A 23,219-nucleotide genomic window follows, 5' to 3' on the forward strand; every position below is an offset into this window, starting at 1 on the left:
GACTGCGAAACCTGACTGCGACACCGAACTGCCACAATGGACCACGATGTCCACCACGATTCCGCCCGTACCCGCTGACCTGCGCCTCGTCGTCACCGACCTCGACGGCACTCTGCTCGACGACGCCAAGCACATCCCCGACGACCTCTGGCCGCTGCTCGACGAGCTGACCAGCCGCGACATCGTGTTCAGTCCCGCGAGCGGACGCCAGGCAGCGACCCTGCTGCACCAGTTCGGTGAAGCAGTGCCCGGGCTCGTCGTGATCGCCGAGAACGGTGCGGTGGTGGCGCGACAGAACGAGATCCTGCGGACACAACCGCTCGCCGCGAGCAGCGCCGCCGCGGTCCTCGCCCGCGCACGGTCGCTGCAGTCCGACGGCGCCGACATCGGCGTCGTGCTGTGCAGCCCGGAGGTCGCGTACGTCGAGCGTTCCGATGAGCGGTTCCTCGAACAGATCCGCCCCTACTATTACGCGAACAGAATCGTCGACGACCTCGCCGCCATCGACGCCGAACTGGTCAAGGTGGCGGTCTACGACTTCGACGGAATCGAGGACACCACCGCCCCGGCGATTTCAGCACTGCCGATCGACGCCGAAGTCGTTGTGTCCGGGCAACATTGGCTCGATGTGATGACGAGCGGCGTCGACAAGTCGCAAGCCGTTCGGGCGGTGCAGCGTCGGCTCGGAATCAGCCCGGCGCAGACGATGGTCTTCGGGGACTACCTCAACGACCTCGGGATGCTCGGCACCGCCGACTGGTCGTACGCGGTTGCCAACGCGCACCGAAGTATCCTCGACGCCGCGCGGTACGTCGCGCCGTCGAACACCGACAACGGGGTGGTGCGGACGATCCGCGCCGCACTCGACGCGGCCGGCTCCTGACCGCCCGGAAAACTCAGTCGCCCAGAACACTCAGGGGAACCGCGTAGTCCTACGCATCCGCCGCGCCTGCCGCCGCTGACACCGTTGACGCATGTCTTCCTCCAACGAAGTTCCCCAGACCGCAACCACCGCAGCCTTCTTCCTCCAAGCAGCCATCGCCTTCGCCGTCAGCCTCGCCACCGCGTGTGTCGGCATCCTCTACCTCCCGATCGACCCCTGGCAGCGCGGATTCCTCGCCATCACGCTGTTGTTCCTCACCTCCAGCACCTTCACGCTCGCCAAGGTCGTCCGTGACCGCCAAGAACTCACAACGGTCCGTGCCCGCATCGACGAAGCCCGCGTCGACAAGCTCATCGCCGAACACGACCCCTTCAACCGGGTCGCCGGATAATCCGCACTCCACCCGTCAGCAACCCACCCGTCAACAATCCCCCCGACCGCCCCGGCGTCACTCGACTCCGGGGCGGTCTCATGCGCGCCGCCTGCAATTCGACTGCAAGCACCCCGACTGTCAGCAACTCGTCAAGGCTGTTCGACGCCGCGTCAAAGTCTCGTCAAAGACCCGTCAAGACTCTTCCCGACGTCGAGCGCGCGGCGTAGCACTATCGGAATGACGACGATGAGTTCACACGGCTCCGAAGGATTGGGTACGGGGCGATTGGGCACGGAAACAACGGGTTCCGCGATCATCGACCGGCTCGCCGAGGGGCCTGCGGTGTGGGGATCGTTCAGTGCAGGCGCGGGCCGTTACGGCGTGTGCCGCTACCGCCTGGTTGTCTTCCCGCCCGGGATCAGCTCGATGCAGCGTCGACGTCTGCGCCTGTGGCGCGGGTGGCCGGTCTGGGGCCTCGTCGCGTGGCTGGCCGTGGCCGTCGGTCTCAGTTCCATCGGCGCGTCGGGTACGACGGTTCTCGCGACGGCCACCGCCGTGCTCGTCGTTTCGGGTGTGGCCGCGCGACGTACCGCAGGAACTCTGCCGGGTGCCGTACGCACCGTCGACCTCACCACCATTCCCGGATACGACCTCCCCGCAGGGATGCCGACTCCCAAGTCGATCGCCGATACCCTCGCCGAACTACGTTCCGCTGACCGTCGATTGGAGCGAGGCGTGATCGATCCTGTTGAGCACGAGCTCATCTGGCAGCGCGTCTACGACTCCATTCCGCAGCGGCGCCGTCGACTCCCGCGAATGGTACGCCGATGACCCGGGCGATCCGAAACTCATCCCACATCACGCTGTACCGCAGACCAGGAGGAGATCTCATGACCATCGCGATGGAACGTGCCGCGCGGGTCTCGCGTCACCATGTCGCCGTCCGCACGTTCGGGCCGATCAATCCCGATATCGCCGCGGCGCTGGGCGACATGGGAGTGCGCGTCGACGCCGAGCCGTCGCCCGAAGCACGGATCGGACTGATCCTCGTCGACGGGGGTTCGATCAAGAGATCGACATCGCGCTTCGGACTGGACACGCTGGCACGCCCAACGCGAGCGCTGCGCAACGTCGTGGTCTCCTCACTGACCGACCTCGTGCTCGACACCGACGTCGACCGCGTCCTGGTCGTCTGCACCCCGGGAATCGAGCCGACGGAACCGGTCATCTTCAAGCACTGGTTCGGCCAGGTGTGTGCCGACAGCTGGTATCACCTGACGATGAACGGCGGACTCCCTGCGCCGTCGATCACGTCGAAGTTGTTCTCGAACAGGGCATCATGCGACTACATCGCCAATGCGGTGACGTCGTGGTGTGGCCACGCCGAGCATCGTGCGGAGCCACGGCCGTGGCAGTGACAACGTGGTTGCGCAGTCGGTGGTCGATGAGCTCGACTGCCCGCGATCGGGCTCGGCTGGCAGCGAGTCCGCTGGGAGTGCTCGCACCCGCTGCGGACCCCACGAGCCGGGTCGGCACCCCTCATAAGCACAGTTCTTGATGGGAGAGTAAACCTGAGATCAGGGAGGGGAGTACGCCGATCCGAAAGGCAGTTCACCGATGAAGGCCGTCCAGATGGTCAAAGCCGGAGCCGAACCCGAGCTCCGCGACGTTCCGAAGCCCACGCCGGGTCCGGGGCAGGTGCTCGTCAAGGTCACCGCGGCGGGCGCGTGCCACTCCGACGACTTCGTGTTGAACGCGCCGGAAGGCGCATTCCCGTATCCGCTCCCGATGACGCTCGGCCACGAGGGCGTCGGCGTGATCGCCGAACTGGGACAGGGTGTTTCGACGGTCAGCGAGGGCACGGCGGTCGCCATCTACGGCCCGTGGGGATGCGGAGTCTGCCACTTCTGTTCGCAGGGCCTCGAGAACTACTGCTCGCGGGCCGCCGACCTGCAGATCACGCCGCCCGGACTCGGACACGACGGCGCGATGGCCGAGTACGTCGTCGTCGACGACCCGCGGCACCTCGTCCCCATCGGTGACCTCGATCCCGTCACCACGGTTCCGCTCACCGACGCCGGCCTTACGCCCTACCACGCGATCAAGCCGTCATTGAGCAAGCTTCTCGGCGGCACAACCGCCGTCGTGATCGGCTCGGGCGGCCTGGGGCACGTCGCTATCCAGATGCTGCGGCACCTCACCCCGGCGCGGGTCATCGCACTCGACGTCACGCAGGAGAAGCTCGATTTCGCCAAGCAGGTCGGTGCGCACGAGACAGTGCTCAGCGACGCCGACGCCGTCGAGAACGTCCGCAAGATCACCGGAAAAGACGGCGCGACAGCCGTTTTCGACTTCGTCGGATATCAGCCGACGATCAACACGGCGATGGGTGTCGTCGGCACGATGGGCGACGTCACGATCGTGGGACTCGGCGACGGCAAGGCTGCGGCGACCGTTGGCTTCTGGTCACAGCCCTACGAGGTGTCGGTCCGCACGCCCTACTGGGGCGCCCGTGCGGAGCTGATCGAGGTCCTCGACCTCGCGCGCGACGGCGTCCTCGACGTCGCGGTGGAGCGGTTCAGCCTCGACGACGGCGTCGCTGCGTACCGCAAGCTCGCGGCCAACGACCTGCGCGGACGAGCGGTCGTCGTTCCGTAAAGCCTGAGCCTCACTCCAGAGCGATCGTCTGCCACATCTCGACGGTCGCGCCCGCAGCGACGGTGAGGAGATCCGGACCGGCGTTGGCCGTCTCGACGCACACGAACTCGCGCCAGTGCGGCCCGACGTCGGCCATCCCGGAGGCGACGTCGGGCCCCGGGTTCCACACGACGGCGGTGCGCGCGCGATCGCCGGTCACGCGGATGGTCCGGCCAAGACCAGGGTCGACCAGCCGGTAGGTTTCACCCGCATCGGGGTAGAGCCGATCGCTGCGCGGCACGTCGTCAGGCAGTCGCCAGTCGCCCTCCTGGGTCTTGACCTTCAGGTCGTCGAACTTGTCCTCGTACGACTTACCCGAGAGTCCCTCCACGTGGACGTCGGTGGCATCCGAGACACGCAGGTAGTTGTGCAGCGCCTCGGTGAGCACCGCGAGCTCGTCGGCGAGGTTCGTGGTGCGCACACCGATTTCCAGCGTCGTGCCGACGCGCACGATCAGCTCCAGGCGCAGCGTGAGCTGCTCGAGTCCCTGCGGTGCCAACCGCACCTGCGTCACGTCGTCAGCAAGAACCTCGGTGTCCACGACCTGCCACGTCGCGGTGCGCGCGTAACCGTGCGAGGGCACGTCACCGGTCTGGTTCTCCTTCCCGAAGTACGGCCAGCAGACGGGAATGCCACCACGGATGGGCGTCGGCGGCGTCGCGGCCAGCGGCGATACCCACAGCACGTCGTCGGCTCCGGTCGGCCGGTAGGAGAGCACCTGCCCACCGAAGATCGAGATCGCCGCGGTGGCGTGCGGCGTCGTCACGAGCCACGCGTCGAATCCGAATGCTGTCCCGAGCACGACTCCCTGGCTTTCCGATGCAGTCACATCGACAACCTTGACACAGCAGAAGCGCCTAGGGTGGTCGTCGACACTCGAGGAGGCGCAATGGCGCAGGAGTCATGGCAATTCGGCCCGGCCAACGGGACGCTGACCCTTCACACCGGTGTGACCGGCCCGGCATCGCGAACAGGCCACCGCTTGACCATCGAGATGCAGCAGTGGTCGGCGACGGTCACCCTCAGCGACGGCGTGCCGTCCGACGTGTCCGCCTCGATCGACGTCGACTCGCTGACCGTCGTCTCCGGTGAGGGCGGGGTCACGCCGCTGACCGGGCCGGAAAAGTCGCTTGCCAGAAGCAATGCGCTCAAGTCGCTCAACGCGTCGAAGTCGCCGACGATCACCTACGACGCCGCGTCGATCACGACCATCGAGGCCGGCTATCGCATAGACGGGACGCTCTCGATCAACGGCAAGCAACGTCAGCATCCCCTCGACGTCGAGGTTGCCGATGCGGACGGGAAGCGCACCGCCACAATCGAAACCACAGTTTCCCACCGCGACTTCGGGCTGAAGCCGTACTCGATGATGATGGGGGCGCTCAAGGTCGACGACGAGGTGCGCGTGACCATCAGCGTCGAGCTGCCGTCAGATCACTGAAAGTTATTCAGCGCGACCACAGTTCGGCGACCTGCACGTCGCGCCCGAGAATGTTCGACGCCGCTCTGCGTCCCGACTCGAGCGCAGCGGTGACCGTTGCCGGGTCGTCGGTCCACGTGGCCTCGCCCGCCAGATGCACGACGCCCCCGCCCAGCGGTGTCGCCAGCACGTCGTGGTCGGCTGTCGTCGAGCCGACGGTCATGTATGCGTAGGAACCATGCGCGAAAGGGTCATCCTGCCAACGGGTTACGTCGATGCGAGTCGGCTCGGGGACAGCGTCGCCGTAGATTTCGCGCAGCGATTCGAGGACCGATGCCGCGATGTCCTCGTCGCTCCACTCGCGAACCGCGCGAGCGCAGGGGCCGGCGGCGAAGGTGAGTAGCGTCGGCTCGCCGTGAAGTGCAGAGAGGTCGTACCAGGAGTGCCACCACTGGGCGGCCGGTCCCTGTCGACGAATTGCGTAGACCCCGTCATCCCAGAACTTCGATTCGAATCGCAGGAACACCTTCTCGAACGCATTCATCTCCAGCCGATCCAGCGCTCCGGCAACGGGTTCCGGTAGCGGCGGGTCAAAGGTCAGGGCGTCGGATTTGAGAACTCCGACCGATACGGTCACGACGACCCGTGCGGCCGACGTCTCATCGCCCGCGGCATCGATCACGGTGACGCCGTTCTCATCCCAATGGATGTGGGCGACAGAACGATTGAGTGTCACCGAGAGCCCGTCTGCCAGGTGGGTGGCCAGCTGGTCGTAGCCGTCGGGAAACACGACTTCGTCGCCATCCGTCTCGTCGTCGTCGAGTCCGTGGGCATCGAGCTCGTCGATCCACACGCCGTACTGTTCTTCGGTGCGATGGCGAGCGAACTCTCGAACACGTTGTGCTCGTGCGTCATCCCAATCGAGCGCGGTGAGCGTCGTTTCCGTCGCCTCGCCGTATGACACCCCGGCGCCGATCGTTGCGACGAACTTCGACAGCGCGTCGTCGAAGGCATGCACGTCGGCAGCGAAGGCGGCAACGGCGTCGTCGTCGAGTCGTCTGCCGTCAGGGTCGTAGTAGGCGATCGGCCGACTGTCGGGTTGGTAACTACCAACCGTGAATTCGACGGTGCGCATGCCGAAGGCCTCGGTGACGGTGTGCAGCGGGGCGTCGTTGATCCCGTGAATCCACGAGGCGCCACGATCGGTCACCGTGCCACCCGATCGGTCGCTGTGCACGCGTCCGCCGATCCGGTCACGCGCTTCGAGAACAGTGACCCGCTGGCCGGCGCGGGCGAGTAGTCGGGCGGCGGTCAAGCCCGCGATTCCCGCCCCGACAACGACGGTGTCGTAGTCGAGTGGCGATCCGGCCCGTGAGGTCTCCATGAGATCGGTCTACACCGCGACGAGAGGTGGGGCCACCGCAGCGTCGACCGAGTTATTGACATCCCGCCAACGAGCCTCGATGATTGTTGGCGCGACGCCAATAGAGTGAGGACGACGATGACCGGTACCCCGAAACCAGACACCTTGTGCACGCACTTCCAGCGGCGTGTGGTCGACCATGCGGATCGGGTGGCCATCCGCACCGCTGACGGCACGACGTCATTGACCTGGGCGCAGTACGGGCAACGGGTGCGCGAGGTGGCTGCAGGCCTCGCCGCACTCGGGGTCACACGCGGCGACACCGTCGGCATCATGCTCACCAACCGACCCGAGTTCCACATTGTCGACGCCGCGGCGATGCACCTCGGCGCTGTGACCTTCTCGGTCTACAACACCAACGCCGCCCCGCAGATCGCCTACCTCTTCCACAACGCGGAGCCGTCGGTCGTCATCACCGAGGCACAGTTCCTCGAGAGGATCGTCGAGGCGGGTGACGGCTCCGCCGCCGTCGTGGTCGTCGACGCGCCGGACGGAACCGCGGGCGTCACGACACTCGCCGAACTCATCGCCGCGCCCGCACCAGCTGACTTCGATTTCGACGCCACGTATGAGCAGGTCGAACGCTCGGACGTGCTCACGCTGATCTACACGAGCGGCACCACCGGCAACCCAAAGGGCGTAGAGCTCACGCACGCCAACCTGCTCTACCAACTCGAGGTGATCACCGACGTGGTCGGCGACCTCTCCGACGGCCGCGTCATCTCGTACCTGCCCGACGCACACCTCATCAACCGGTGGATCTGCCAGTACGCACCCATGTACTTCGGCATCACGGTCACCGACCTCCCCGACACCAAACAACTCGTCGGGACGCTTGGTCAGGTCCGCCCGACGTTCTTCGTCGCCGTTCCGATGCTCTGGTACAAGATCAAGGGCAGCATCGAGACGACGCTCGACGCCGAGCCGGGAATCAAAGGCGCACTGGCCACGTGGGCTCTCGCTGCAGGCAAGAAGAAGGCTGCGGCGACGGTCGGCGGACGGCGACTGGGCCTGCGCGACACCGTCGCCGCAGCGATCGCCGACAAGCTGGTGCTGTCGAAGCTACGTGCAAAGCTCGGGATGGATTCGCTCGTCGCCGCCGTCTCCGGCGCCGCACCGGTCGACGTCGCGGCGCTCGAATTCATGCTCGCACTGGGCATTCCGGTGATGGAGGCGTGGGGCATGTCGGAGACGTCCGCGGTCACCACGGTCAACCCGGTCGCCCGACCGCGGTACGGGAGCGTCGGTACGGCAATTCCGGGCACGGAGGTGACGCTCGCGTCCGACGGTGAGGTGATGGTGCGCGGCGGAGGTGTGATGCGCGGCTACCGCAACGATCCAGAGCGCACCGGCCAGACACTCGACGCCGACGGCTGGGTGCACACCGGTGACATCGGGACGCTCGACGCCGACGGCTTCCTGACGATCGTCGACCGCAAGAAGGAGTTGATCATCAACTCCGGCGGAAAGAACATGTCACCGTCGAATATCGAGGGCGCGCTCACCGCGGCCAGTCCACTGATCGGCAGCGTCGTCGCCATCGGCGACAACCGCCCCTACGTGTCGGCGCTGATCACCCTCGACCCCGATGCGGTGGCAGCTTTCGGTCAGAAGGCCAGCATCGTCGACGTCCGACCAGAAGTGCTCGCACTGCACCCGACGATCCAGGGCGCCATCGAAGACGCAGTAGCACAGGCCAACTCGCGGCTCAGTCGCGTCGAACACATCCGCGCGTGGCAGGTGTTGCCGACGTACTGGGCCCCGGGTGGCGACGAACTCACGCCGACGATGAAGCTCAAGCGTTCGCCGATCGCCAAAAAGTATGCCGACGAGATCGACGCGCTCTATCAGCGCTGAACGCGCTCCCGACCAGCACCACGAAGGCAGACCACGATGACAAACGATCTGACAACCGAACTCGCCGACCTCACTGCGCTCGCCCGCGAGTTCTTCACCAAAGAGGTTGCGCCGCGCCACGAGGAGTTCGCGGCGGCCGGTCAACCCGACCGTGCGCTCTACCGTCGTGCGGGCGAACTCGGTCTGCTCGGTATGTCGATCCCCGAGGAATACGGCGGTGGCGGAGCGACATTCGCGCACGAGGCCGTACTCTTCCGCGAGCAGGCCCGCGGCGCCGACCTTTCCATGCAACTCGGTGTGCACTCCGGGATCGTTCCCCACTACCTGCTCTCGTACGCGAACGAGGAACAGAAGAAGCGGTGGATTCCCAAGCTCGTCTCGGGTGAGTGGATCGGCGCCATCGCCATGACCGAGCCGGGCACCGGGTCGGATCTGCAGGCCATCAGCACCCGCGCGGTGCGCGACGGCGACGAGTACGTCATCACGGGCGCAAAGACTTTCATCTCCAACGGCGCAACGTGCGACCTACTGATCGTCGCGGCCAAGACCGACCCGGAGCTCGGGGCCAAGGGCGTCTCACTGCTCGTCGCCGAAGTAGGCGACAACCCGCCGGGTTTCGAGCGCGGACGCAAGCTCAAGAAGATCGGCCAGAAGGGCCAGGACACCACAGAGCTCTTCTTCGACGGGCTCCGCGTACCGGCGACGCATCTGCTCGGCGGCACGGAGGGCACCGGCTTCGTCCAACTGATGCAGCAACTCCCGCAGGAGCGACTGATCGTCGGCGTCGCTGCGCTCGGCGTCGTCGAAGCAGCGTACGAGCTGACGCTCGAGTACGTGCGTGAGCGCCACGCCTTCGGCAAACCGCTTTTCGCACTGCAGAATACGCGGTTCGAGCTTGCCGACATCGCTACCACCGTCGAGGTGATGCGGGCTTTCGTAAACGATGCCATCGACAAGCACGTGCGTGGCGAACTCGACGTCAAGGGCGCCGCGATGATCAAGCTGTGGTGTTCGGAGCAGCAGACGCAGGTCGTCGACCGTTGCCTGCAGTTGCACGGCGGCTACGGCTACATGGAGGAGTACCCCATCGCGCGGCTCTTCGTCGACGGGCGCATCGCGAAGATCTACGCGGGCGCCAACGAGGTCATGAAAGACCTCATCGCGCGCAGTCTCTGATTCTGCAGCCTCTAGTTCTGCGGGCGATCTGATTCACACACTCACGAAGGCGAAACCCTTGACCGACTTCACCACTCACATGTCCGGCATCATCGGCTGGGACGTCGACGCGGACGGCATCGTCACGGTCACCATCGACGACAAGACCCAGTCGACCAACACGATGACCGACGATATGTCTGCAGCTCTGCGCAGCGTCGTCGAACGCCTTGAGCATGAGAAGGACTCGATCACCGGCGTGATCATCACGTCGGGCAAGGACACGTTCTTCGCGGGTGGCGACCTCAACCTGCTGATGACCGCGGGCCCCGATGACATCGAAGCCATCTCGGCAGGGCTCGACCATTACAAGGAGACGTTCCGCCGACTCGAAACCCTCGGCAGACCCGTCGTCGCGGCGATCAACGGCACAGCACTCGGAGGCGGATTCGAGGTCGCGTTGGCGGCGCATCGTCGAATTGCATTGGACGCCAGAGGAAGTCTGCTCGGCCTTCCCGAGGTCACGTTCGGGGTGCTGCCCGGCGCCGGTGGTGTGACGCGCGTCGTGCGCATGCTCGGGGTGGTCGACGCGATGCTCAACGTGGTGGGCCAGGGACAGCGGATGACGCCGCGCAAGGCATTACAGGTCGGCGTGATCGACGAGGTCGTCTCGACCCGAGAAAGAATGTTCGACGCCGCACGCACCTGGATCAAAGCCAACCCCGACGCCACACAACCGTGGGACCGCAAGGGATTTCGCATTCCGGGTGGCACGCCGTCGTCGCCCGCACTTGCGGCCAACCTACCCGCATTCCCCGCGACACTGCGCAAGCAACTCAAGGGCTCGCCGATGAACGCCCCGATCTCGGTGCTGGCCACCGCAGTCGAGGGCGCGTCGGTCGACATCGACACCGCCTTCACCATCGAGACGCGCTACTGCGCGCGACTGATCTGTGGCCAGATCTCGGCGAACATGATCAAGGCGCTCTTCTTCGACCTGGGCAAGGTCAACAAGGGAACCGCCCGCCCCGCCGACGTTCCGGTACGCAAGGCCACCAAGGTCGCCGTCCTCGGCGCGGGCATGATGGGCGCGGCGATCGCGTACGTCACCGCGCAGGCAGGAGTCGACGTCGTGCTGCGTGACGTCACGGTCGAAGGCACGCAACGCGGCAAGGACTACTCCCGACGAATCCTCGACGCCAAGGTCGCCAAGGGCCGCCTCGACGAGGAGGGTCGCGATCGAGTCCTCGACCGAATCCTGGCCACCGACAACATCTCCGACGTCAAGGGTGCCGACCTCGTCGTCGAGGCCGTGTTCGAAGACGTCGAACTCAAGAAGAAGGTTCTCGCCGAGGTCGAAGGCTACGTCGCCGACGATGCCCTACTCGCGTCGAACACCTCGGCACTGCCGATCGCCGAGATGGCGGGTGCGGTGACCCGGCCCTCCGACGTGATCGGTCTGCACTTCTTCTCACCGGTCGACAAGATGCCGCTCGTCGAGATCGTCGTCGGACAGCAGACCTCAGACGAATCACTGGCTCGTGCACTGGATTTCGCGAAGCAGATCCGCAAGACGCCCATCGTCGTGCAGGACACGTACGGCTTCTACGCCAATCGGGTAATCGCGAAGTTCGTCGACGAGGCGCTCTCGCTCGTGGCCGAGGGCATGCATCCCGCCAGCGCCGAACAAGCTGCGCTGCAGGCAGGTTTCCCGGCCGGCGCGTTGACTTTGTTCGACGAGATCAACATGAAGACCATCGCGAAGATCCGTGCGGGATTCATCGCCGACGCCGCTGCGCGGGGCGTCGAATTCGTACCCAGTGCGTCGTATCCGTTGGTGGACAGGATGCTCGAGGAGTTCGATCGCCCGGGTCGCCTGGAGGGTCGCGGGTTCTACGACTACGACGGTCCCGGTGGAAAGCGACTGGGACTGTGGCCACACCTCGCGGAGCTCTACACGAGGTCCGACGTCGAGATCCCGTTCGACGACGCGAAAGAACGGATGCTCGTCGCCGCGGCCCTCGAGGCGTTCGCCTGCTACGACGAGGGCACCATCGGGTCGGTGGCCGAGGCCAACGTCGGCTCGATCATGGGTATCGGCTATCCCGCGTGGACCGGCGGTGCGCTGCAGTACATCAATCAGTATCCGGGCGGGATGGGCGGATTCGTTGCGCGCGCAGACGAGCTCCGTGCGCGCTACGGCGACAGATTCGTCGTCAGTGAGGCTCTGCGCGCCCGTGCGGCAGACGGCAGCGAGCTTGTGTGACAACATCACACACTGTGACCACCGCAGATGAACCGCGTTGGCGCAGACTCGGCCCCGACGCCAGGCGCAATGAAATTTTGGCTGTCGCCATCCGGATGTTCGGTGAGCAGCCCTACGCGACGGTGCAGATGGCCGAGCTCGCCCGTGAGGCCGGAGTGGCGCGCGGGCTGCTGAACCACTATTTCGGCACCAAGCGCGACCTCTACGTCGAAGTCGTGCGTGCCATGATGATCGTGCCCGAGATCGACACGGTGAATCTGCCGGGCGGCACCCTGCGCGAGCGGGTCGAGGCCTCGGTCGACTGGCTGATGACCGTCCTCGACACCCACGGAAAGACGTGGCTTGCCGTCGGCGTGGAGGGGATCGGCGACGACCCGCAGATCGCGGCGATCCTCAACGAGGCCGACGATCGCGCGGCCCAACGCGTGCTCGACGCTATCGGTTTCGACGGGTCGGGCAGCGAGCACCAGGTGGCGCTCGCCGTGTTCCGGAGCTGGGGCGGCATGATGAAGGCTACCGCCCGTGAATGGGTCGATCGAAAGACGCTCTCCCGCAAGCAGGCCCGCACGATTCTCGTCGAGACGCTCGTCCCGCTCGCCGAGCGGGTCATGTCGGGTTCTGTCTGAACTCGCGAGTCTCGCCCCGGAGTTCGTTTCCGCTCAGCGCAGCGCTGTTGCCAACGTCTCGGCGTACTCCGACATGACGACCCGATCACCCGCGACACCCGGTTGCCACGGCAGCGACAGGCGGTCGACGCTGCGGTCCGCATAGCGCGGGATCACGTGGAGGTGGAAATGGAACACCGTCTGCCACGCGGGAGCTTTGCAGCAGTTGAGTAGGTTCACGCCATCGGCGCCTGCGTCGTCGACCATCGCTTGCGCGATCCGCTGAGCCTCGAGCGTGACTGCGCTCAGATCGTCGGCGCCGATGTCGAGCAGGTCGGTGCTGTGCTGCTTGGGGATCACCAGCAGATGGCCGTCGTTGGCGGGGTTGATGTCCATGAATGCGTAGGTCGACGCCGTTTCGGCGACCTTCACACTGGGTACGTCGCCTGAGACGATGCCGCAGAAGACGCAGTCGGTCATGACTTGCTTGCGCCCTTGCCACTCGCACCGACGCCGCCCCCGTAGAGCGCTGCTGCGATCAGTGCCGGCTGGAAGAACAGCCGGATGAGCCGCTTGCGGTCGGTGTCGAGTCCGAACGCGTCTTTGTGCTCGACGTACTGCGCGATGTTGCCGGGGAAGATGGCGACGTAGAACAGCGCGAGCAGGATGCCGATCACACGCTTGTGCTTGGGCAGCGCCAGAAACGACGCTCCGAGGCCGATTTCAGCGACGCCGGATGCGAGGACGGTGACGTCGGTGTTGATGGGAAACCAATCGGGAACCTGGGCCTGGAACTCGTCGCGCGCGAAGGTCAGGTGGGAGATTCCGGCAAAGGTCATAAATGCGCCGAGGACGATTCGGACAAGGGTGCGAGGTGACATGAAATCGAGCCTAACGCCGTTGTCATGCGCGTAGCAATGAGTAGACTCATTCCTGAGTCCACTCATTATTGGAGGTGACATGACACCCGACGCAGCGACCGCCGACGGTAGGCGCGCCCGCAATATGCGCGACAAGCAGGACCGCATCTTCCGCGCGGCAGCCGACCTGTTTGCCGAACGCGGCTTCGAGTCGGTGTCGACGGGCCAGGTGTCCGACCGCGCCGACGTCGCGGCGGGCACGGTCTTTCGCTACGCGTCGACCAAGGGTGAACTGCTCCTAATGGTGCTCAACGAAGAGTTGCGTCGGGCACTCGACGTCGGCGCGGCCTCGGCGGCGTCGACAACGGATACAGCCGAGGCGATCTACGAGATGGTTCGTCCACTGCTCGCATACGCACGCGCCAACCCCGAGAACGGCAACGCCTATCACCGGGAGCTGCTCTTCGGTGGCTCCGGTGATCGTTACCGCGCAGCGGGACTCGCGTTGGTCGCCGAACTGCAGGACCGGATCGCACAGAGACTCGTTGCCGATTCCGGTGACGACGCGGTGTCAGACAGGGCAACGCTCACGGCCAACATGATCTTCGCTGTCGCCGCACTGGCAATCGCCCGTGCGTCGACAGGTGCGCATTCGGATCGCGATCCGTTCGACGACGTGCGCACCCAGGTGAGCATCGCCGTCGACGGGTTCCGCGCGTAATCAGATCTTCCCCAGTACTTCTCGTTCATTTCCCGTTCTTCGCGAGAATCCAGTCCACGAAACCTTGAGGTAGTTGACCATGCTCCAAACTGAAGCCGAGCCGTTGTCATTCGGCGCAAAGTACCGGCGCTTGCTGCTCGCCGTCGTTGTCCTCGGTGCGCTCACCCAGCTCGGGCTGGGTGCCTTCTATCTCGGCGTCGGACATTCTCCGTCGCCGCGAAACGCACCCATCGGGATCGTCGGCCCGGAGCAGCAGGTGCAAAAGCTCACTGCCGCAGTCGAAGCCGACGGCAAGTTCGATGCTCGAACCTATGCCTCCATGGACTCGTTGCGGGCGGCGATCGTCGATCGGGAGGTCGACGGCGGCCTCGAGGTGACGCAGCAGGGCATCGTTCCGGTGGTGGCGAGTGCCGGCGGCGCGTTACCCGCAACTGCATTGAAAACCGTTGCCTCAGAAGCCAATGTGAGCAACAATCTCCCGCAAACGCTGGCGGTCGACGTCGTCAAACTCTCCGAAGACGACATCAACGGTGCGTCGATCGGCTATATCCTGCAGGTGATCTCGCTCGGTGGAAGTATCGCATCACTGGGCCTCGGGCGGCTGATGCCGCGAGTGCCGCAGTCGCTACGACGCGGGTTCGGCCACGTGGCGGCGCTGATCGCCTATGCCGCGGTGTCGGCGGGGATCGTGCTCCTGTTCTCCTGGTTCTACGGTGTCGGCAGCTCTGCGGACCAGTGGCGGCTCTTCGGCACGTACACCCTGATCTCGCTGGCCATCGCGGGATCGACCGCCGGCCTGGTGACGCTGTTCGGGCCGATCGGATCGTTGGCAGGTGGCTTCTACTTCCTTATCGGCGCGACGCTTTCGGGTGCGTCGATCCCGTGGAACTTCATGCCGGCCTTCTGGGCGTGGCTCGGCGAGTGGCTACCCACCGGCGGCGGTGCGCAACTGATTCGCAACTCGCTCTACTTCCCTGAAGCGGGGTCGGGGACTGCGCTGATCTGCCTCGGGCTCTACGCCGGTCTGGGCACGGTGACGGTCCTGGTCTGGAACATCTTGGGTAACAGAAGCTCTCGCACATCCGCCGTCGACGTCGACGTCCTGTACCCGATCACGCACGAGCACCACCATCATGATGGTGATCACGAGCATCGCCGTGAGGCTGGTGAGTCCGCGTCCTCGTGACCCAGGGGCGCAGTTCATGTTCAGCGAGTAGCTCCCAGACGAGGCTGCGGTGAGTAGCCGCGACGGTGGCAGTGGTCGGATCAACCGCCACAACTCGTACGACGGGAGCTGCAGATGCCTCACAGCGCAGAGGTATTCGACCTGATGAGCCTGCGTGTGCCGATCGTCGTCGCACCTATGGCCGGCGGTCCGTCGACGCCTGCGCTGGTGATCGCGGCTGCACAAGCGGAGGCCATCGGTTTATTGGCTGGCGGCTACAAGTCGGTCAACGCCCTTGCCGGCGAGATCGATGAGGTTGCCGCGTCGGGTGTGGGTTCGTACGGCGTGAACCTCTTCGTCCCGGGCGGACCGGCTCGCGATCTGGGTGCGGTTCTCCGCTACCGAGAGGAGTTGGAGCCCGTCGGGCGAAGGTACAACGTCGACGTCGGGCGGGTCGTCGAATCCGATGACGATGCGTATGCGGACAAGGTCGATCTGGTGATCGATCGACGAGTTCCCATGGTGTCGTTCACGTTTGGGCTGCCGGGCGAGAGCGTCGTCGACCGTCTGCACGGCGCCGGAATCGCTGCCGTTGCCACCGTGGCCGATCCGATCGACGCGAAAGCTGCTGCGGCGCAAGGGGTTGATGCGCTCTGCGTGCAGGGCGTCGAAGCCGGTGGGCACCGTGCAACACTGTCTGCGACGGCGGAACCTTCGCAGACGTCCACTGTCGAGTTGGTGCGTGAGGTCGCCGAACTCGTCGACATCCCGATCATCGCCGCCGGTGGGATCGCAACCGGCGCGCACGTCGACGCCGCACTGGCCGCAGGCGCCGTCGCAGTGCAGTTGGGGACAGCGTTCCTCGACAGTGCGGAGGCCGGCACCAAGCCGACGCATCGTGCAGCCCTGCGAAATTCGCGGTTCACCGAAACCGTGGTGACCCGAGCGTTCTCCGGCCGACCGGCGCGTGCGCTGCGCAACGAGTTCACCGATCGCTACTCGCCACTCGCCCCCGCCGAGTACCCACAGCTGCACCATCTGACGAGTCCACTCCGCTCTGCCGCAGCTCTCGCCGGCGATCCGGAGTTCCTCAACCTGTGGGCCGGGACATCGTTCCGCGAGAGCGACTTCGGCCCCGCCGCCGAGATCATCGCGCGCGTCTGGTCGCAGACTGCCGCCGCGCGCGGGTCGGGGCGCTGAGCGGCTCGGGCTTCTGCGCGGGTGCGCGGCTGGGCAGAAAGTAGGGGAAGGGTTCTTTCCGCGGGTTCTGTACGTTTCCTCGAGTTGCTTCGCGGGGAAGGGTGTGAAACCCGAGGAAAGAACCCTTCCCCTAGTTTCTGCGGCGGGCGGGCCACTCCGCCCCGACCCCGGCGGGCGCGGGCCACTACGCTGTAGGCGACATTCCGCTGACGAAAGAGCACACAATGGAGCCAGGCGTCACTGCTGAGGCACAGCAGGTCATCTCCGATATCTCCGCGCGCTACGGTCTCTCGCAGGACGCCGTCGTGGCCATGCTCTACGCGGTCAACTCGGGCGGGGGCACGATGGCCCAGTTCAACATCCCCGAGCTCGGCGGCTCCGGGCAGTGGATGCGCGGCGGCATGACGATGGTCGGCGACATGTTCAACAACGGCCTCAAAGCCCGCGTCGACGGACTCTGCAACGAGCTCTCCCAACTGCTCAACACCACCCAGGTGTTCCCGCCGGCAGCGACGACCAGCACGCCGTTCGGATACGCCGCCCCCAACACCTGGTGGCCCGCTGACCTGGGAGTACCCAGCTCGTCAGGAGGTCAGAACGACTCGCGGTATGCGGTGTTCCCTGCGACTCGACGCCTCGCGACGCAGGTGAACGGCGTGGTCCGAGTCTTCGACACCGGCGAGCACCAGATCGGCGGCGTGCAACAGCAGCAGAGCGGACCGCCCGGGACGGTCAGCTTCACAAGCCAGTTCGGCACCTTCGACACCACGAGCCTGCGAGAACTCGGCGTCAACGACGTCGCCGCGACACCAACTGCCGCCCCGGAACCACGCCACGCGGCACCCGAACAGTTCGACGCCGCGCCGCAGCAGTTCGACGCGCCGCAGCAGTACGCCCCGGCACCGGACAGCTCCGCGACATCGCCCGCGCCCGCGGGATCGGACGCGATTATCGCGGCCATCGAGCAGCTCGCCGGTCTGCACCAGCGCGGAATTCTCTCCGACGATGAGTTCTCCGCGAAGAAGGCGGAACTGCTCGGCAGGCTCTGAGCCCGAATCGCTTACGACGACGCCCCAGCCGCGCGCAGCGCGCCGGCGAGGAGATGGAACGCGATCGTCGTCGAGCGTTCGCGCACGGCTGCCCGGTTGCCCGGGAGGTGCAGTGTCCGGGTGAGTGTGGGCCTGCCCGCGACGCCGATACCGAAACAGACTGTGCCGACCGGCTTTCCGGGAGTCTCGCCGCCGGGGCCCGCGATGCCGGTGGTGGAGATCGCGGTGTCGACGCCCAGGCGAGCCATGGCGCCCTCGGCCATCGCTGCCGCAACCGGTTCGCTCACAGCACCGAACTCGTCGAGCATCGACGCCGGTACGCCGAGGCTGTTGATCTTCACGTCGTTCGAGTACGAGACGACGCCGCCCTGCACGTAGGCCGACGATCCCGCTCGATCGGTGAGTCGTGCGGCAACCATCCCGCCCGTGCATGATTCCGCTGTGGCGATCAGTCGCCCGGCCAGCAGTGCGGCGACCTGGTCGTCGATGGTCGAGCCGTCGGTGGAGAAGGTCTGAGTGGGATACAGCTCGGTCAGAAAGTCGGCCAGGGCGGTGTAATCCTCGGCGGCGGAAGTCGGGTAGCGCGTGACGATTTCGAGTTCGCCGCGTCGTAGGCATGTGGTGATCTCGAGCTGATCGAAACCCGGGACGCGGTCGGGTGCTGCGCGCAGCCCCTCGGCCAGGTCGGCCTCGGGCAGCCCGAACATGCGGATCGTGTCCTGGCGCATGTCGGGGTGACCGGCGACAGCGTCGACGATCGGCGGTGCCGTGATGGCGTTGGGCCACATGGCCTGCAACTCGGGTGGCGGTCCGGGGAGCACGAGGACAGCAGGTAGCCGACCGCGGGCGCGCGGGTCCTCACCGGCGGGCACGGCAACTCCCGGTGCGGTGCCTGTCGGTGGAATGGGTTGTGCGCCTTGCGGAATCATGGCCTGTTTGTCGATGCCGGCCAGGGTTGCCGCGCTGGCGGACTCACTACCGCCGCGGCCCTGCCAGCGTCGGATGATGTCGGCAATGTGGTCGCGGAGCGGTTCGTCGAGTTGCAGTGGTCGGCCGGTGAACTCGGCGACGGTGGCCACGGTGAGGTCGTCGGCGGTGGGTCCGAGTCCGCCCGTTGTCACGATCAAGGACACGCCCTCGTCGGCAAGGAACCGTAGCTGGGCGGTGAGGTCTTCCGGTCGATCGCCGCAGATGGTGATGTGAGCGACGTCGACGCCCATCGCGAACAGCCGCTCGGCGACCCACGGGCCGTTCTTGTCGGTGATTCGTCCGGTCAGGACTTCGGTCCCAGTCACCACGATGCCCGCGCGTACCGTCACGGGCAAAAGCCTATCGCTGAGGCGACGGCCGAGGCATCCATGCAGGTCAGGAGAGTCTCGATGCGGCGACCTCGTCGAGCACCGCATCGCTGGCGACGTGCGGTGGGGTGCTTCGTGGCCAATGCATGATGACGTCGGTGAAACCCAGCTCGGCCGCGCGGCCGGTCAGCTCGTCGAACATCCCGATACTCTCCATCGACTGCGCGGGTCCGGAATCGATGCTGAGGTACCGGGCGAAGCCGGAGCCGTCTGGTCGATTCGCGAGCTCGGCGTCGACGATCTCGCAATTGCGGGCGATGCCCGCGAACCACTCCTCGGTTGTGGCGGCTGTGGTGTTACCGGTGGTGATCCAACCGTCGCCGAAGCTCGCGGCGAATCGAACCGATCGCGGTCCGTTGCCCGACATCAGTAGCGGGACCCGGTCTCGCACCGATCCGCCGACAAGCCGCATGTCGCGCGCGGTGTAGTACTCGCCGTCGGCGTCGACGTGATCGTCTCGCAGTGTGCGGTCGAGCAGTCGGGAGAATTCCTGCAGGCGATCCACCTTCTGACGTGCGGTGAGCTCCGGCTGACCGAGTAGCCGGTCGTCGGGGGTTCCGCCGGCGCCGAGTCCGAGTAGGAATCGGCCATCGGAGATGTCGACGAGGGTCTGTACCTCGCGGGAGAAGGCGACCGGATGTCGGAAGTTGGGGGAGACGACGAATGCCCCGAGGCCGATGGTGCTGGTGACGGTCGACGCCGCGGTCAGTATCGGCATGCAGGAGAACCAGCGGGAATCGGGCAGACCACCCCAGACGAGGTGGTCGTAGGTCCAGGCGTGGTCGAAGCCCATCTGCTCGGCCCGTTGCCACAGCGGGCGGGAGCGCCGCCAGTCCAGATCAGGGAGAATGCAGATTCCAAAGCGCACGCAGTCAGCCTAGTGCTCGACCCCGACAGCAATTCCCGTCCAGACGCGAGTTCCCATCCAGAAATGGCGCGGCGTCGAAACACTTCCGAGCTCGCCCGACGTGAGTTCAGACGCTGTTGAGCACGCCCGTAAGCCCCCGCGAAGCACGAATCGCTTCCGCAACGGACAATTGAGAGGTGTGGGGATCGATGAACTGCGAGGATCGATGAACTGCGAGCATCGATGAACGACGACCTGGTGGTGCTCGTCGACGACAACGGCCACCCGCGTGGCACCGCGAATCGACTCACCGTGCACGGCACCGACACCCCGTTGCACTTCGCATTCTCGTGTCACCTCGTCGACGCGGACGGGCGCATTCTCATGACACGCCGTGCTCTGGAGAAGAAGACCTGGCCAGGCGTGTGGACCAACTCATTCTGTGGACATCCCCGCCCGGGCGAGAGCGTCGAGGACGCGATAGCGCGCTATTCACAGCGCGAACTCGGAATGGACGTCGCTGATCTGCGGCCGGTCATCCCCGACTTCCGATACCGGGCGGTCGACGCCAGCGGCGTCGTCGAAAACGAGGTGTGCCCGGTCTACGCGGCGCGACCGGTCGGCGAAGTGGCGCCCAACCCCGACGAGGTCATGCAATACACCTGGGCGTCGATCGACGACATCTGGGAGATCGCACGACGCACGCCGTGGATGCTCAGCCCGTGGTTCGTCGACCAGATCGCCGAACTGGGTCCGGCGGTCGGTGCTTACGGACGCAGCGCGTCAGACCTTCGGGATGCCCGATGAGCAGACGCACGCGTGTCGATCTGGTGCGACCGCACGCCAGATACGACGAGGTCGCCGACGCCAGCGCGGCGTTGGTCATCAGCTCGTACTCGTCGTCGTTCGGTCTTGCGTCGAGGCTGCTCGCCGAACCGGCGCGATCGCACGTCCGCAACATCTACGCGCTGGTCCGTGTGGCAGACGAGATCGTCGACTCTCCGCGACCAGGACAGGGCGTCGACGAACGGCAGGTGGCGCTCGACGAGCTGGAAGCCGAGACGAACGCGGCGATGGAACGGGGATCGAGCACCAATCTCGTCGTCCATGCGTTTGCGCGTTCGGCGCGACATGTCGGCATCGACACCTCTCTCACCGCACCGTTCTTCGCATCCATGCGGACCGACCTGACCCGCACCGTCCACGACGAAGCCAGCCTCACCGAGTACATCTACGGTTCGGCGGAGGTCGTCGGGTTGATGTGCCTGCGCGCATTCGTCGCCGACGAAGCCGCGCCGGACCAGCGTTATGACGAGTTGTACACCGGTGCAAAGCATCTGGGTGCAGCCTTCCAGAAGGTGAACTTCTTGCGCGACTTCGGCACGGACAGTGGCGATCTGGGGCGTCGATACCTGATCGGTCTCGACCCTGCCGACCCCACCGACGCCGCGTGGACGCGCTGGCTCGACGAGATCGACGCCGACCTCACCATCGCCGCTGACACCATCCCCCGACTTCCCCGCGGAAGTCGAGTAGCGGTGTGTGTCGCCCATGATCTCTTCGCGGAACTCAACGCCAGACTGCGCGCGACACCGGCGAGTATGGCTGCGCGCCAGCGTGTTCGGGTTCCCACCGCCACCAAGACACGTATCGCGGCGACTGCTTTGCTGCGGCGGGGCCACCCCCGCACGACGACGACCGTGGTGGTGGGCGCGTGAAAGCAGTGCGTGTTAAACCCCAGGGGAAGCGCGTGGCGATCATCGGCGGCGGCGTTGCAGGACTCGCGACGGCAGCGCTGCTCGCCGACGACGGATACGAGGTCGATCTCTACGAACAGCGCGCCGATCTCGGTGGGCGCGCGGGGTCGTGGGAATCCGACGGCTTCCGGTTCGACACAGGACCGTCGTGGTGGCTGATGCCTGAGGTCTTCGACCACTTCTACGAGTTACTCGGCACATCGACCGCAGAGCAACTCGATCTGATCAGACTCGACCCCGGCTACCGGGTGTTCTTCGAGGGCCACACCGATCCGGTGGACGTCCACAGCGATGAACGACGCTCCGTCGAACTGTTCGAGAAGCTCGAAGACGGTGCAGGACAACAGCTGTCGGAGTACCTTGCGTCGGCGCGACACGCCTACGACATCGCTGTCCGCCGATTCCTCTACACCAACTTCGACACACCCCGGGCGTTCGTCGACCCGGAGGTGCTGCGCCACGCGAAAACGCTCGTGCAGTTGCTGGGCACCAGCCTGGACACGTTCATCGCGAAACGCTTCACCGACCGCAGACTGCGACAGATCCTCGGCTATCCCGCGGTATTCCTCGCCTCGTCTCCCGAGCGCGCGCCCGCCATGTACCACCTGATGAGCTGGCTCGACCTCGACGAGGGGGTGCGTTACCCCGACGGAGGGTTCACCCGACTCGTCGAGTCGCTCGCCGCGCTGGCGCAACAAAAGGGTGCGCGGCTGCACACGGGCACCGCAGTGTCGGAGATCCGCACGCGCCCAACCGAACACGCGGGAAAGCTGCGCTCGGTATCCCGACGCCGGGCCGACGTGTCGGGTCTGCGCGTAAGCGACGCCGACGGCGACGAGCGGATCGTCGACGCCGACGTGGTGATCGGTGCCGCCGACCTCCACCACATCGAGACTCGGCTGCTACCTCGCGCGCTCCAGACCTTTCCGCAACGGTGGTGGAACAGGCGCACGTCCGGGCCGGGTGCGGTGCTCGTCTTCCTCGGTGTGCGTGGCGAACTGCCGCAGCTACAACATCATTCGCTCTTCTTCACCGCCGACTGGACGGCCAACTTCGACGATATCTTCGAAACACCAACGGCTGTGCCAGATCCCGCGTCGTTGTACGTGTGCCGACCGTCGGCGACCGATGACTCCGTTGCTCCCGATGGTAACGAGAATCTGTTCATGTTGATTCCGGTACCTGCCGACCCCGGCCTGGGACGTGGCGGTGTGGACGGCGCGGGCGACCCGGTCATCGAGCAGATCGCTGATCGTGCCATCGACCTCGTCGCCTCGTGGACCGGGGTGGACGATCTCGCCGAGCGGATCGTCGTCCGACGTACGACTGGGCCAGGCGACTTCGAGGCAGATCTCAACTCGTGGTCGGGCGGCGCGCTCGGGCCGGCACACACGTTGTGGCAGAGCGCATTTCTGCGCGCGAACAACCGATCCGCGAAAGTGGGCGGGCTCTACTACGCGGGCGGCACGACGCGCCCCGGTATCGGGCTGCCGATGTGTCTGATCAGCGCAGAACTGATCCGCAAGCGCCTGCGCGGCGATCATTCACCCGGGCCATCGCAGGGCTGACGCAGCGATCCTTGC

Annotated in this window: 23 protein-coding genes; 17 read left to right on the forward strand and 6 right to left on the reverse strand. The window is 65.8% G+C overall.

Annotation, left to right across the window (positions count from 1 at the left end; all coding sequences use genetic code 11):
- The first annotated feature begins 46 nt into the window (after positions 1-46).
- The 5 genes from A5788_RS16530 to A5788_RS16550 all read left to right on the forward strand — a co-directional run bounded on the left by A5788_RS16530 (position 47) and on the right by A5788_RS16550 (position 3,914).
- On the forward strand, positions 47-883 hold the full coding sequence (locus A5788_RS16530) for a Cof-type HAD-IIB family hydrolase (protein ID WP_064868810.1): 837 nt from the start codon (positions 47-49) through the stop codon (positions 881-883).
- A 91-nt stretch (positions 884-974) separates the two neighbouring features.
- Positions 975-1,274 (forward strand): YiaA/YiaB family inner membrane protein, encoded by a 300-nt coding sequence (locus tag A5788_RS16535; protein ID WP_064868664.1) that lies wholly within the window; start codon positions 975-977, stop codon positions 1,272-1,274.
- A 228-nt stretch (positions 1,275-1,502) separates the two neighbouring features.
- The gene (locus A5788_RS16540; protein WP_064868807.1) at positions 1,503-2,087 is read left to right on the forward strand and encodes a DUF6611 family protein; all 585 of its coding nucleotides are present in this window, start codon (positions 1,503-1,505) and stop codon (positions 2,085-2,087) included.
- Between the two features lie 59 nt (positions 2,088-2,146).
- Positions 2,147-2,674 (forward strand): hypothetical protein, encoded by a 528-nt coding sequence (locus tag A5788_RS16545; RefSeq protein ID WP_152930085.1) that lies wholly within the window; start codon positions 2,147-2,149, stop codon positions 2,672-2,674.
- 199 nt (positions 2,675-2,873) lie between these two features.
- Positions 2,874-3,914 carry an NAD(P)-dependent alcohol dehydrogenase gene (locus tag A5788_RS16550; RefSeq protein WP_064868661.1) on the forward strand — a complete coding sequence of 347 codons (1,041 nt, stop codon included), beginning with the start codon at positions 2,874-2,876 and terminating at the stop codon, positions 3,912-3,914.
- Between the two features lie 10 nt (positions 3,915-3,924).
- On the opposite strand, the gene A5788_RS16555 is transcribed toward A5788_RS16550, so the two are convergent.
- On the reverse strand, positions 3,925-4,782 hold the full coding sequence (locus A5788_RS16555; RefSeq protein WP_064868657.1) for a D-hexose-6-phosphate mutarotase: 858 nt from the start codon (positions 4,780-4,782) through the stop codon (positions 3,925-3,927).
- A 60-nt stretch (positions 4,783-4,842) separates the two neighbouring features.
- On the opposite strand from A5788_RS16555, the gene A5788_RS16560 reads away from it, so the two are divergent.
- A complete protein-coding gene (locus A5788_RS16560; protein ID WP_064868654.1) occupies positions 4,843-5,394 on the forward strand; it encodes a YceI family protein in 552 nt (183 codons plus the stop codon).
- A gap of 7 nt (positions 5,395-5,401) precedes the next feature.
- Here A5788_RS16560 and A5788_RS16565 read toward each other — a convergent pair whose 3' ends face one another.
- A complete protein-coding gene (locus A5788_RS16565) occupies positions 5,402-6,757 on the reverse strand; it encodes a flavin monoamine oxidase family protein (protein ID WP_064868651.1) in 1,356 nt (451 codons plus the stop codon).
- A gap of 117 nt (positions 6,758-6,874) precedes the next feature.
- Here A5788_RS16565 and A5788_RS16570 point away from each other — a divergent pair, with 117 nt between their 5' ends.
- The 4 genes from A5788_RS16570 (at position 6,875) to A5788_RS16585 (ending at position 12,700) form a co-directional block, all read left to right on the forward strand.
- Complete coding sequence (locus A5788_RS16570) at positions 6,875-8,653, forward strand: AMP-dependent synthetase/ligase (protein ID WP_064869635.1); 1,779 nt, start codon at positions 6,875-6,877, stop codon at positions 8,651-8,653.
- Between the two features lie 36 nt (positions 8,654-8,689).
- The gene (locus A5788_RS16575; RefSeq protein ID WP_064866699.1) at positions 8,690-9,829 is read left to right on the forward strand and encodes an acyl-CoA dehydrogenase family protein; all 1,140 of its coding nucleotides are present in this window, start codon (positions 8,690-8,692) and stop codon (positions 9,827-9,829) included.
- Between the two features lie 79 nt (positions 9,830-9,908).
- On the forward strand, positions 9,909-12,074 hold the full coding sequence (locus tag A5788_RS16580; RefSeq protein WP_064866697.1) for a 3-hydroxyacyl-CoA dehydrogenase NAD-binding domain-containing protein: 2,166 nt from the start codon (positions 9,909-9,911) through the stop codon (positions 12,072-12,074).
- Between the two features lie 14 nt (positions 12,075-12,088).
- The gene (locus tag A5788_RS16585; protein ID WP_331436313.1) at positions 12,089-12,700 is read left to right on the forward strand and encodes a TetR/AcrR family transcriptional regulator; all 612 of its coding nucleotides are present in this window, start codon (positions 12,089-12,091) and stop codon (positions 12,698-12,700) included.
- A 33-nt stretch (positions 12,701-12,733) separates the two neighbouring features.
- On the opposite strand, the gene A5788_RS16590 is transcribed toward A5788_RS16585, so the two are convergent.
- Both A5788_RS16590 and A5788_RS16595 read right to left on the reverse strand, forming a co-directional pair.
- Positions 12,734-13,159 (reverse strand): HIT family protein, encoded by a 426-nt coding sequence (locus tag A5788_RS16590; RefSeq protein WP_064866695.1) that lies wholly within the window; start codon positions 13,157-13,159, stop codon positions 12,734-12,736.
- The gene (locus A5788_RS16595; RefSeq protein WP_049699333.1) at positions 13,156-13,560 is read right to left on the reverse strand and encodes a DoxX family protein; all 405 of its coding nucleotides are present in this window, start codon (positions 13,558-13,560) and stop codon (positions 13,156-13,158) included. The genes A5788_RS16590 and A5788_RS16595 overlap by 4 nt, the downstream gene beginning before the upstream one ends.
- Before the next feature lie 79 nt (positions 13,561-13,639).
- Between A5788_RS16595 and A5788_RS16600 the strand changes: the two genes are divergently transcribed.
- The 4 genes from A5788_RS16600 (at position 13,640) to A5788_RS16615 (ending at position 17,674) form a co-directional block, all read left to right on the forward strand.
- Complete coding sequence (locus tag A5788_RS16600; RefSeq protein WP_064866693.1) at positions 13,640-14,260, forward strand: TetR/AcrR family transcriptional regulator; 621 nt, start codon at positions 13,640-13,642, stop codon at positions 14,258-14,260.
- 79 nt (positions 14,261-14,339) lie between these two features.
- Positions 14,340-15,446, forward strand: coding sequence for an ABC transporter permease (locus tag A5788_RS16605; RefSeq protein ID WP_064866691.1), 1,107 nt, complete (start codon positions 14,340-14,342; stop codon positions 15,444-15,446).
- Positions 15,447-15,560: 114 nt separating this feature from the next.
- On the forward strand, positions 15,561-16,625 hold the full coding sequence (locus A5788_RS16610; RefSeq protein ID WP_064866689.1) for an NAD(P)H-dependent flavin oxidoreductase: 1,065 nt from the start codon (positions 15,561-15,563) through the stop codon (positions 16,623-16,625).
- A gap of 224 nt (positions 16,626-16,849) precedes the next feature.
- Complete coding sequence (locus A5788_RS16615) at positions 16,850-17,674, forward strand: SHOCT domain-containing protein (RefSeq protein ID WP_064864982.1); 825 nt, start codon at positions 16,850-16,852, stop codon at positions 17,672-17,674.
- Positions 17,675-17,685: 11 nt separating this feature from the next.
- Here A5788_RS16615 and A5788_RS16620 read toward each other — a convergent pair whose 3' ends face one another.
- Positions 17,686-18,993 carry a competence/damage-inducible protein A gene (locus tag A5788_RS16620; protein WP_064864986.1) on the reverse strand — a complete coding sequence of 436 codons (1,308 nt, stop codon included), beginning with the start codon at positions 18,991-18,993 and terminating at the stop codon, positions 17,686-17,688.
- Between the two features lie 46 nt (positions 18,994-19,039).
- A complete protein-coding gene (locus A5788_RS16625; protein ID WP_064864989.1) occupies positions 19,040-19,900 on the reverse strand; it encodes an LLM class flavin-dependent oxidoreductase in 861 nt (286 codons plus the stop codon).
- A gap of 222 nt (positions 19,901-20,122) precedes the next feature.
- On the opposite strand from A5788_RS16625, the gene idi reads away from it, so the two are divergent.
- The 3 genes from idi to crtI are packed head-to-tail and all read left to right on the forward strand — an operon-like array spanning position 20,123 to position 23,204.
- The gene (idi, locus tag A5788_RS16630) at positions 20,123-20,686 is read left to right on the forward strand and encodes an isopentenyl-diphosphate Delta-isomerase (protein ID WP_064864993.1); all 564 of its coding nucleotides are present in this window, start codon (positions 20,123-20,125) and stop codon (positions 20,684-20,686) included.
- The gene (locus A5788_RS16635; RefSeq protein ID WP_064864996.1) at positions 20,683-21,597 is read left to right on the forward strand and encodes a phytoene/squalene synthase family protein; all 915 of its coding nucleotides are present in this window, start codon (positions 20,683-20,685) and stop codon (positions 21,595-21,597) included. The genes idi and A5788_RS16635 overlap by 4 nt, the downstream gene beginning before the upstream one ends.
- The gene (gene crtI / locus A5788_RS16640; protein ID WP_082937937.1) at positions 21,594-23,204 is read left to right on the forward strand and encodes a phytoene desaturase family protein; all 1,611 of its coding nucleotides are present in this window, start codon (positions 21,594-21,596) and stop codon (positions 23,202-23,204) included. The genes A5788_RS16635 and crtI overlap by 4 nt, the downstream gene beginning before the upstream one ends.
- Positions 23,205-23,219 lie beyond the last annotated feature (15 nt).

The sequence above is a fragment of the Gordonia sp. 852002-50816_SCH5313054-c genome (assembly GCF_001665925.1).
GTDB lineage: Bacteria > Actinomycetota > Actinomycetes > Mycobacteriales > Mycobacteriaceae > Gordonia > Gordonia jacobaea.

Coding starts and splice junctions, on each gene's coding strand:
- A5788_RS16530 (WP_064868810.1), top strand. CDS start 47: ATGTCCACCACGATTCCGCCCGTACCCGCTGACCTGCGCCTCGTCGTC.
- A5788_RS16535 (WP_064868664.1), top strand. CDS start 975: ATGTCTTCCTCCAACGAAGTTCCCCAGACCGCAACCACCGCAGCCTTC.
- A5788_RS16540 (WP_064868807.1), top strand. CDS start 1,503: ATGAGTTCACACGGCTCCGAAGGATTGGGTACGGGGCGATTGGGCACG.
- A5788_RS16545 (WP_152930085.1), top strand. CDS start 2,147: ATGACCATCGCGATGGAACGTGCCGCGCGGGTCTCGCGTCACCATGTC.
- A5788_RS16550 (WP_064868661.1), top strand. CDS start 2,874: ATGAAGGCCGTCCAGATGGTCAAAGCCGGAGCCGAACCCGAGCTCCGC.
- A5788_RS16560 (WP_064868654.1), top strand. CDS start 4,843: ATGGCGCAGGAGTCATGGCAATTCGGCCCGGCCAACGGGACGCTGACC.
- A5788_RS16565 (WP_064868651.1), bottom strand. CDS start 6,757: ATGGAGACCTCACGGGCCGGATCGCCACTCGACTACGACACCGTCGTT.
- A5788_RS16570 (WP_064869635.1), top strand. CDS start 6,875: ATGACCGGTACCCCGAAACCAGACACCTTGTGCACGCACTTCCAGCGG.
- A5788_RS16575 (WP_064866699.1), top strand. CDS start 8,690: ATGACAAACGATCTGACAACCGAACTCGCCGACCTCACTGCGCTCGCC.
- A5788_RS16580 (WP_064866697.1), top strand. CDS start 9,909: ATGTCCGGCATCATCGGCTGGGACGTCGACGCGGACGGCATCGTCACG.
- A5788_RS16590 (WP_064866695.1), bottom strand. CDS start 13,159: ATGACCGACTGCGTCTTCTGCGGCATCGTCTCAGGCGACGTACCCAGT.
- A5788_RS16595 (WP_049699333.1), bottom strand. CDS start 13,560: ATGTCACCTCGCACCCTTGTCCGAATCGTCCTCGGCGCATTTATGACC.
- A5788_RS16600 (WP_064866693.1), top strand. CDS start 13,640: ATGACACCCGACGCAGCGACCGCCGACGGTAGGCGCGCCCGCAATATG.
- A5788_RS16605 (WP_064866691.1), top strand. CDS start 14,340: ATGCTCCAAACTGAAGCCGAGCCGTTGTCATTCGGCGCAAAGTACCGG.
- A5788_RS16610 (WP_064866689.1), top strand. CDS start 15,561: ATGCCTCACAGCGCAGAGGTATTCGACCTGATGAGCCTGCGTGTGCCG.
- A5788_RS16615 (WP_064864982.1), top strand. CDS start 16,850: ATGGAGCCAGGCGTCACTGCTGAGGCACAGCAGGTCATCTCCGATATC.
- idi (WP_064864993.1), top strand. CDS start 20,123: ATGAACGACGACCTGGTGGTGCTCGTCGACGACAACGGCCACCCGCGT.
- A5788_RS16635 (WP_064864996.1), top strand. CDS start 20,683: ATGAGCAGACGCACGCGTGTCGATCTGGTGCGACCGCACGCCAGATAC.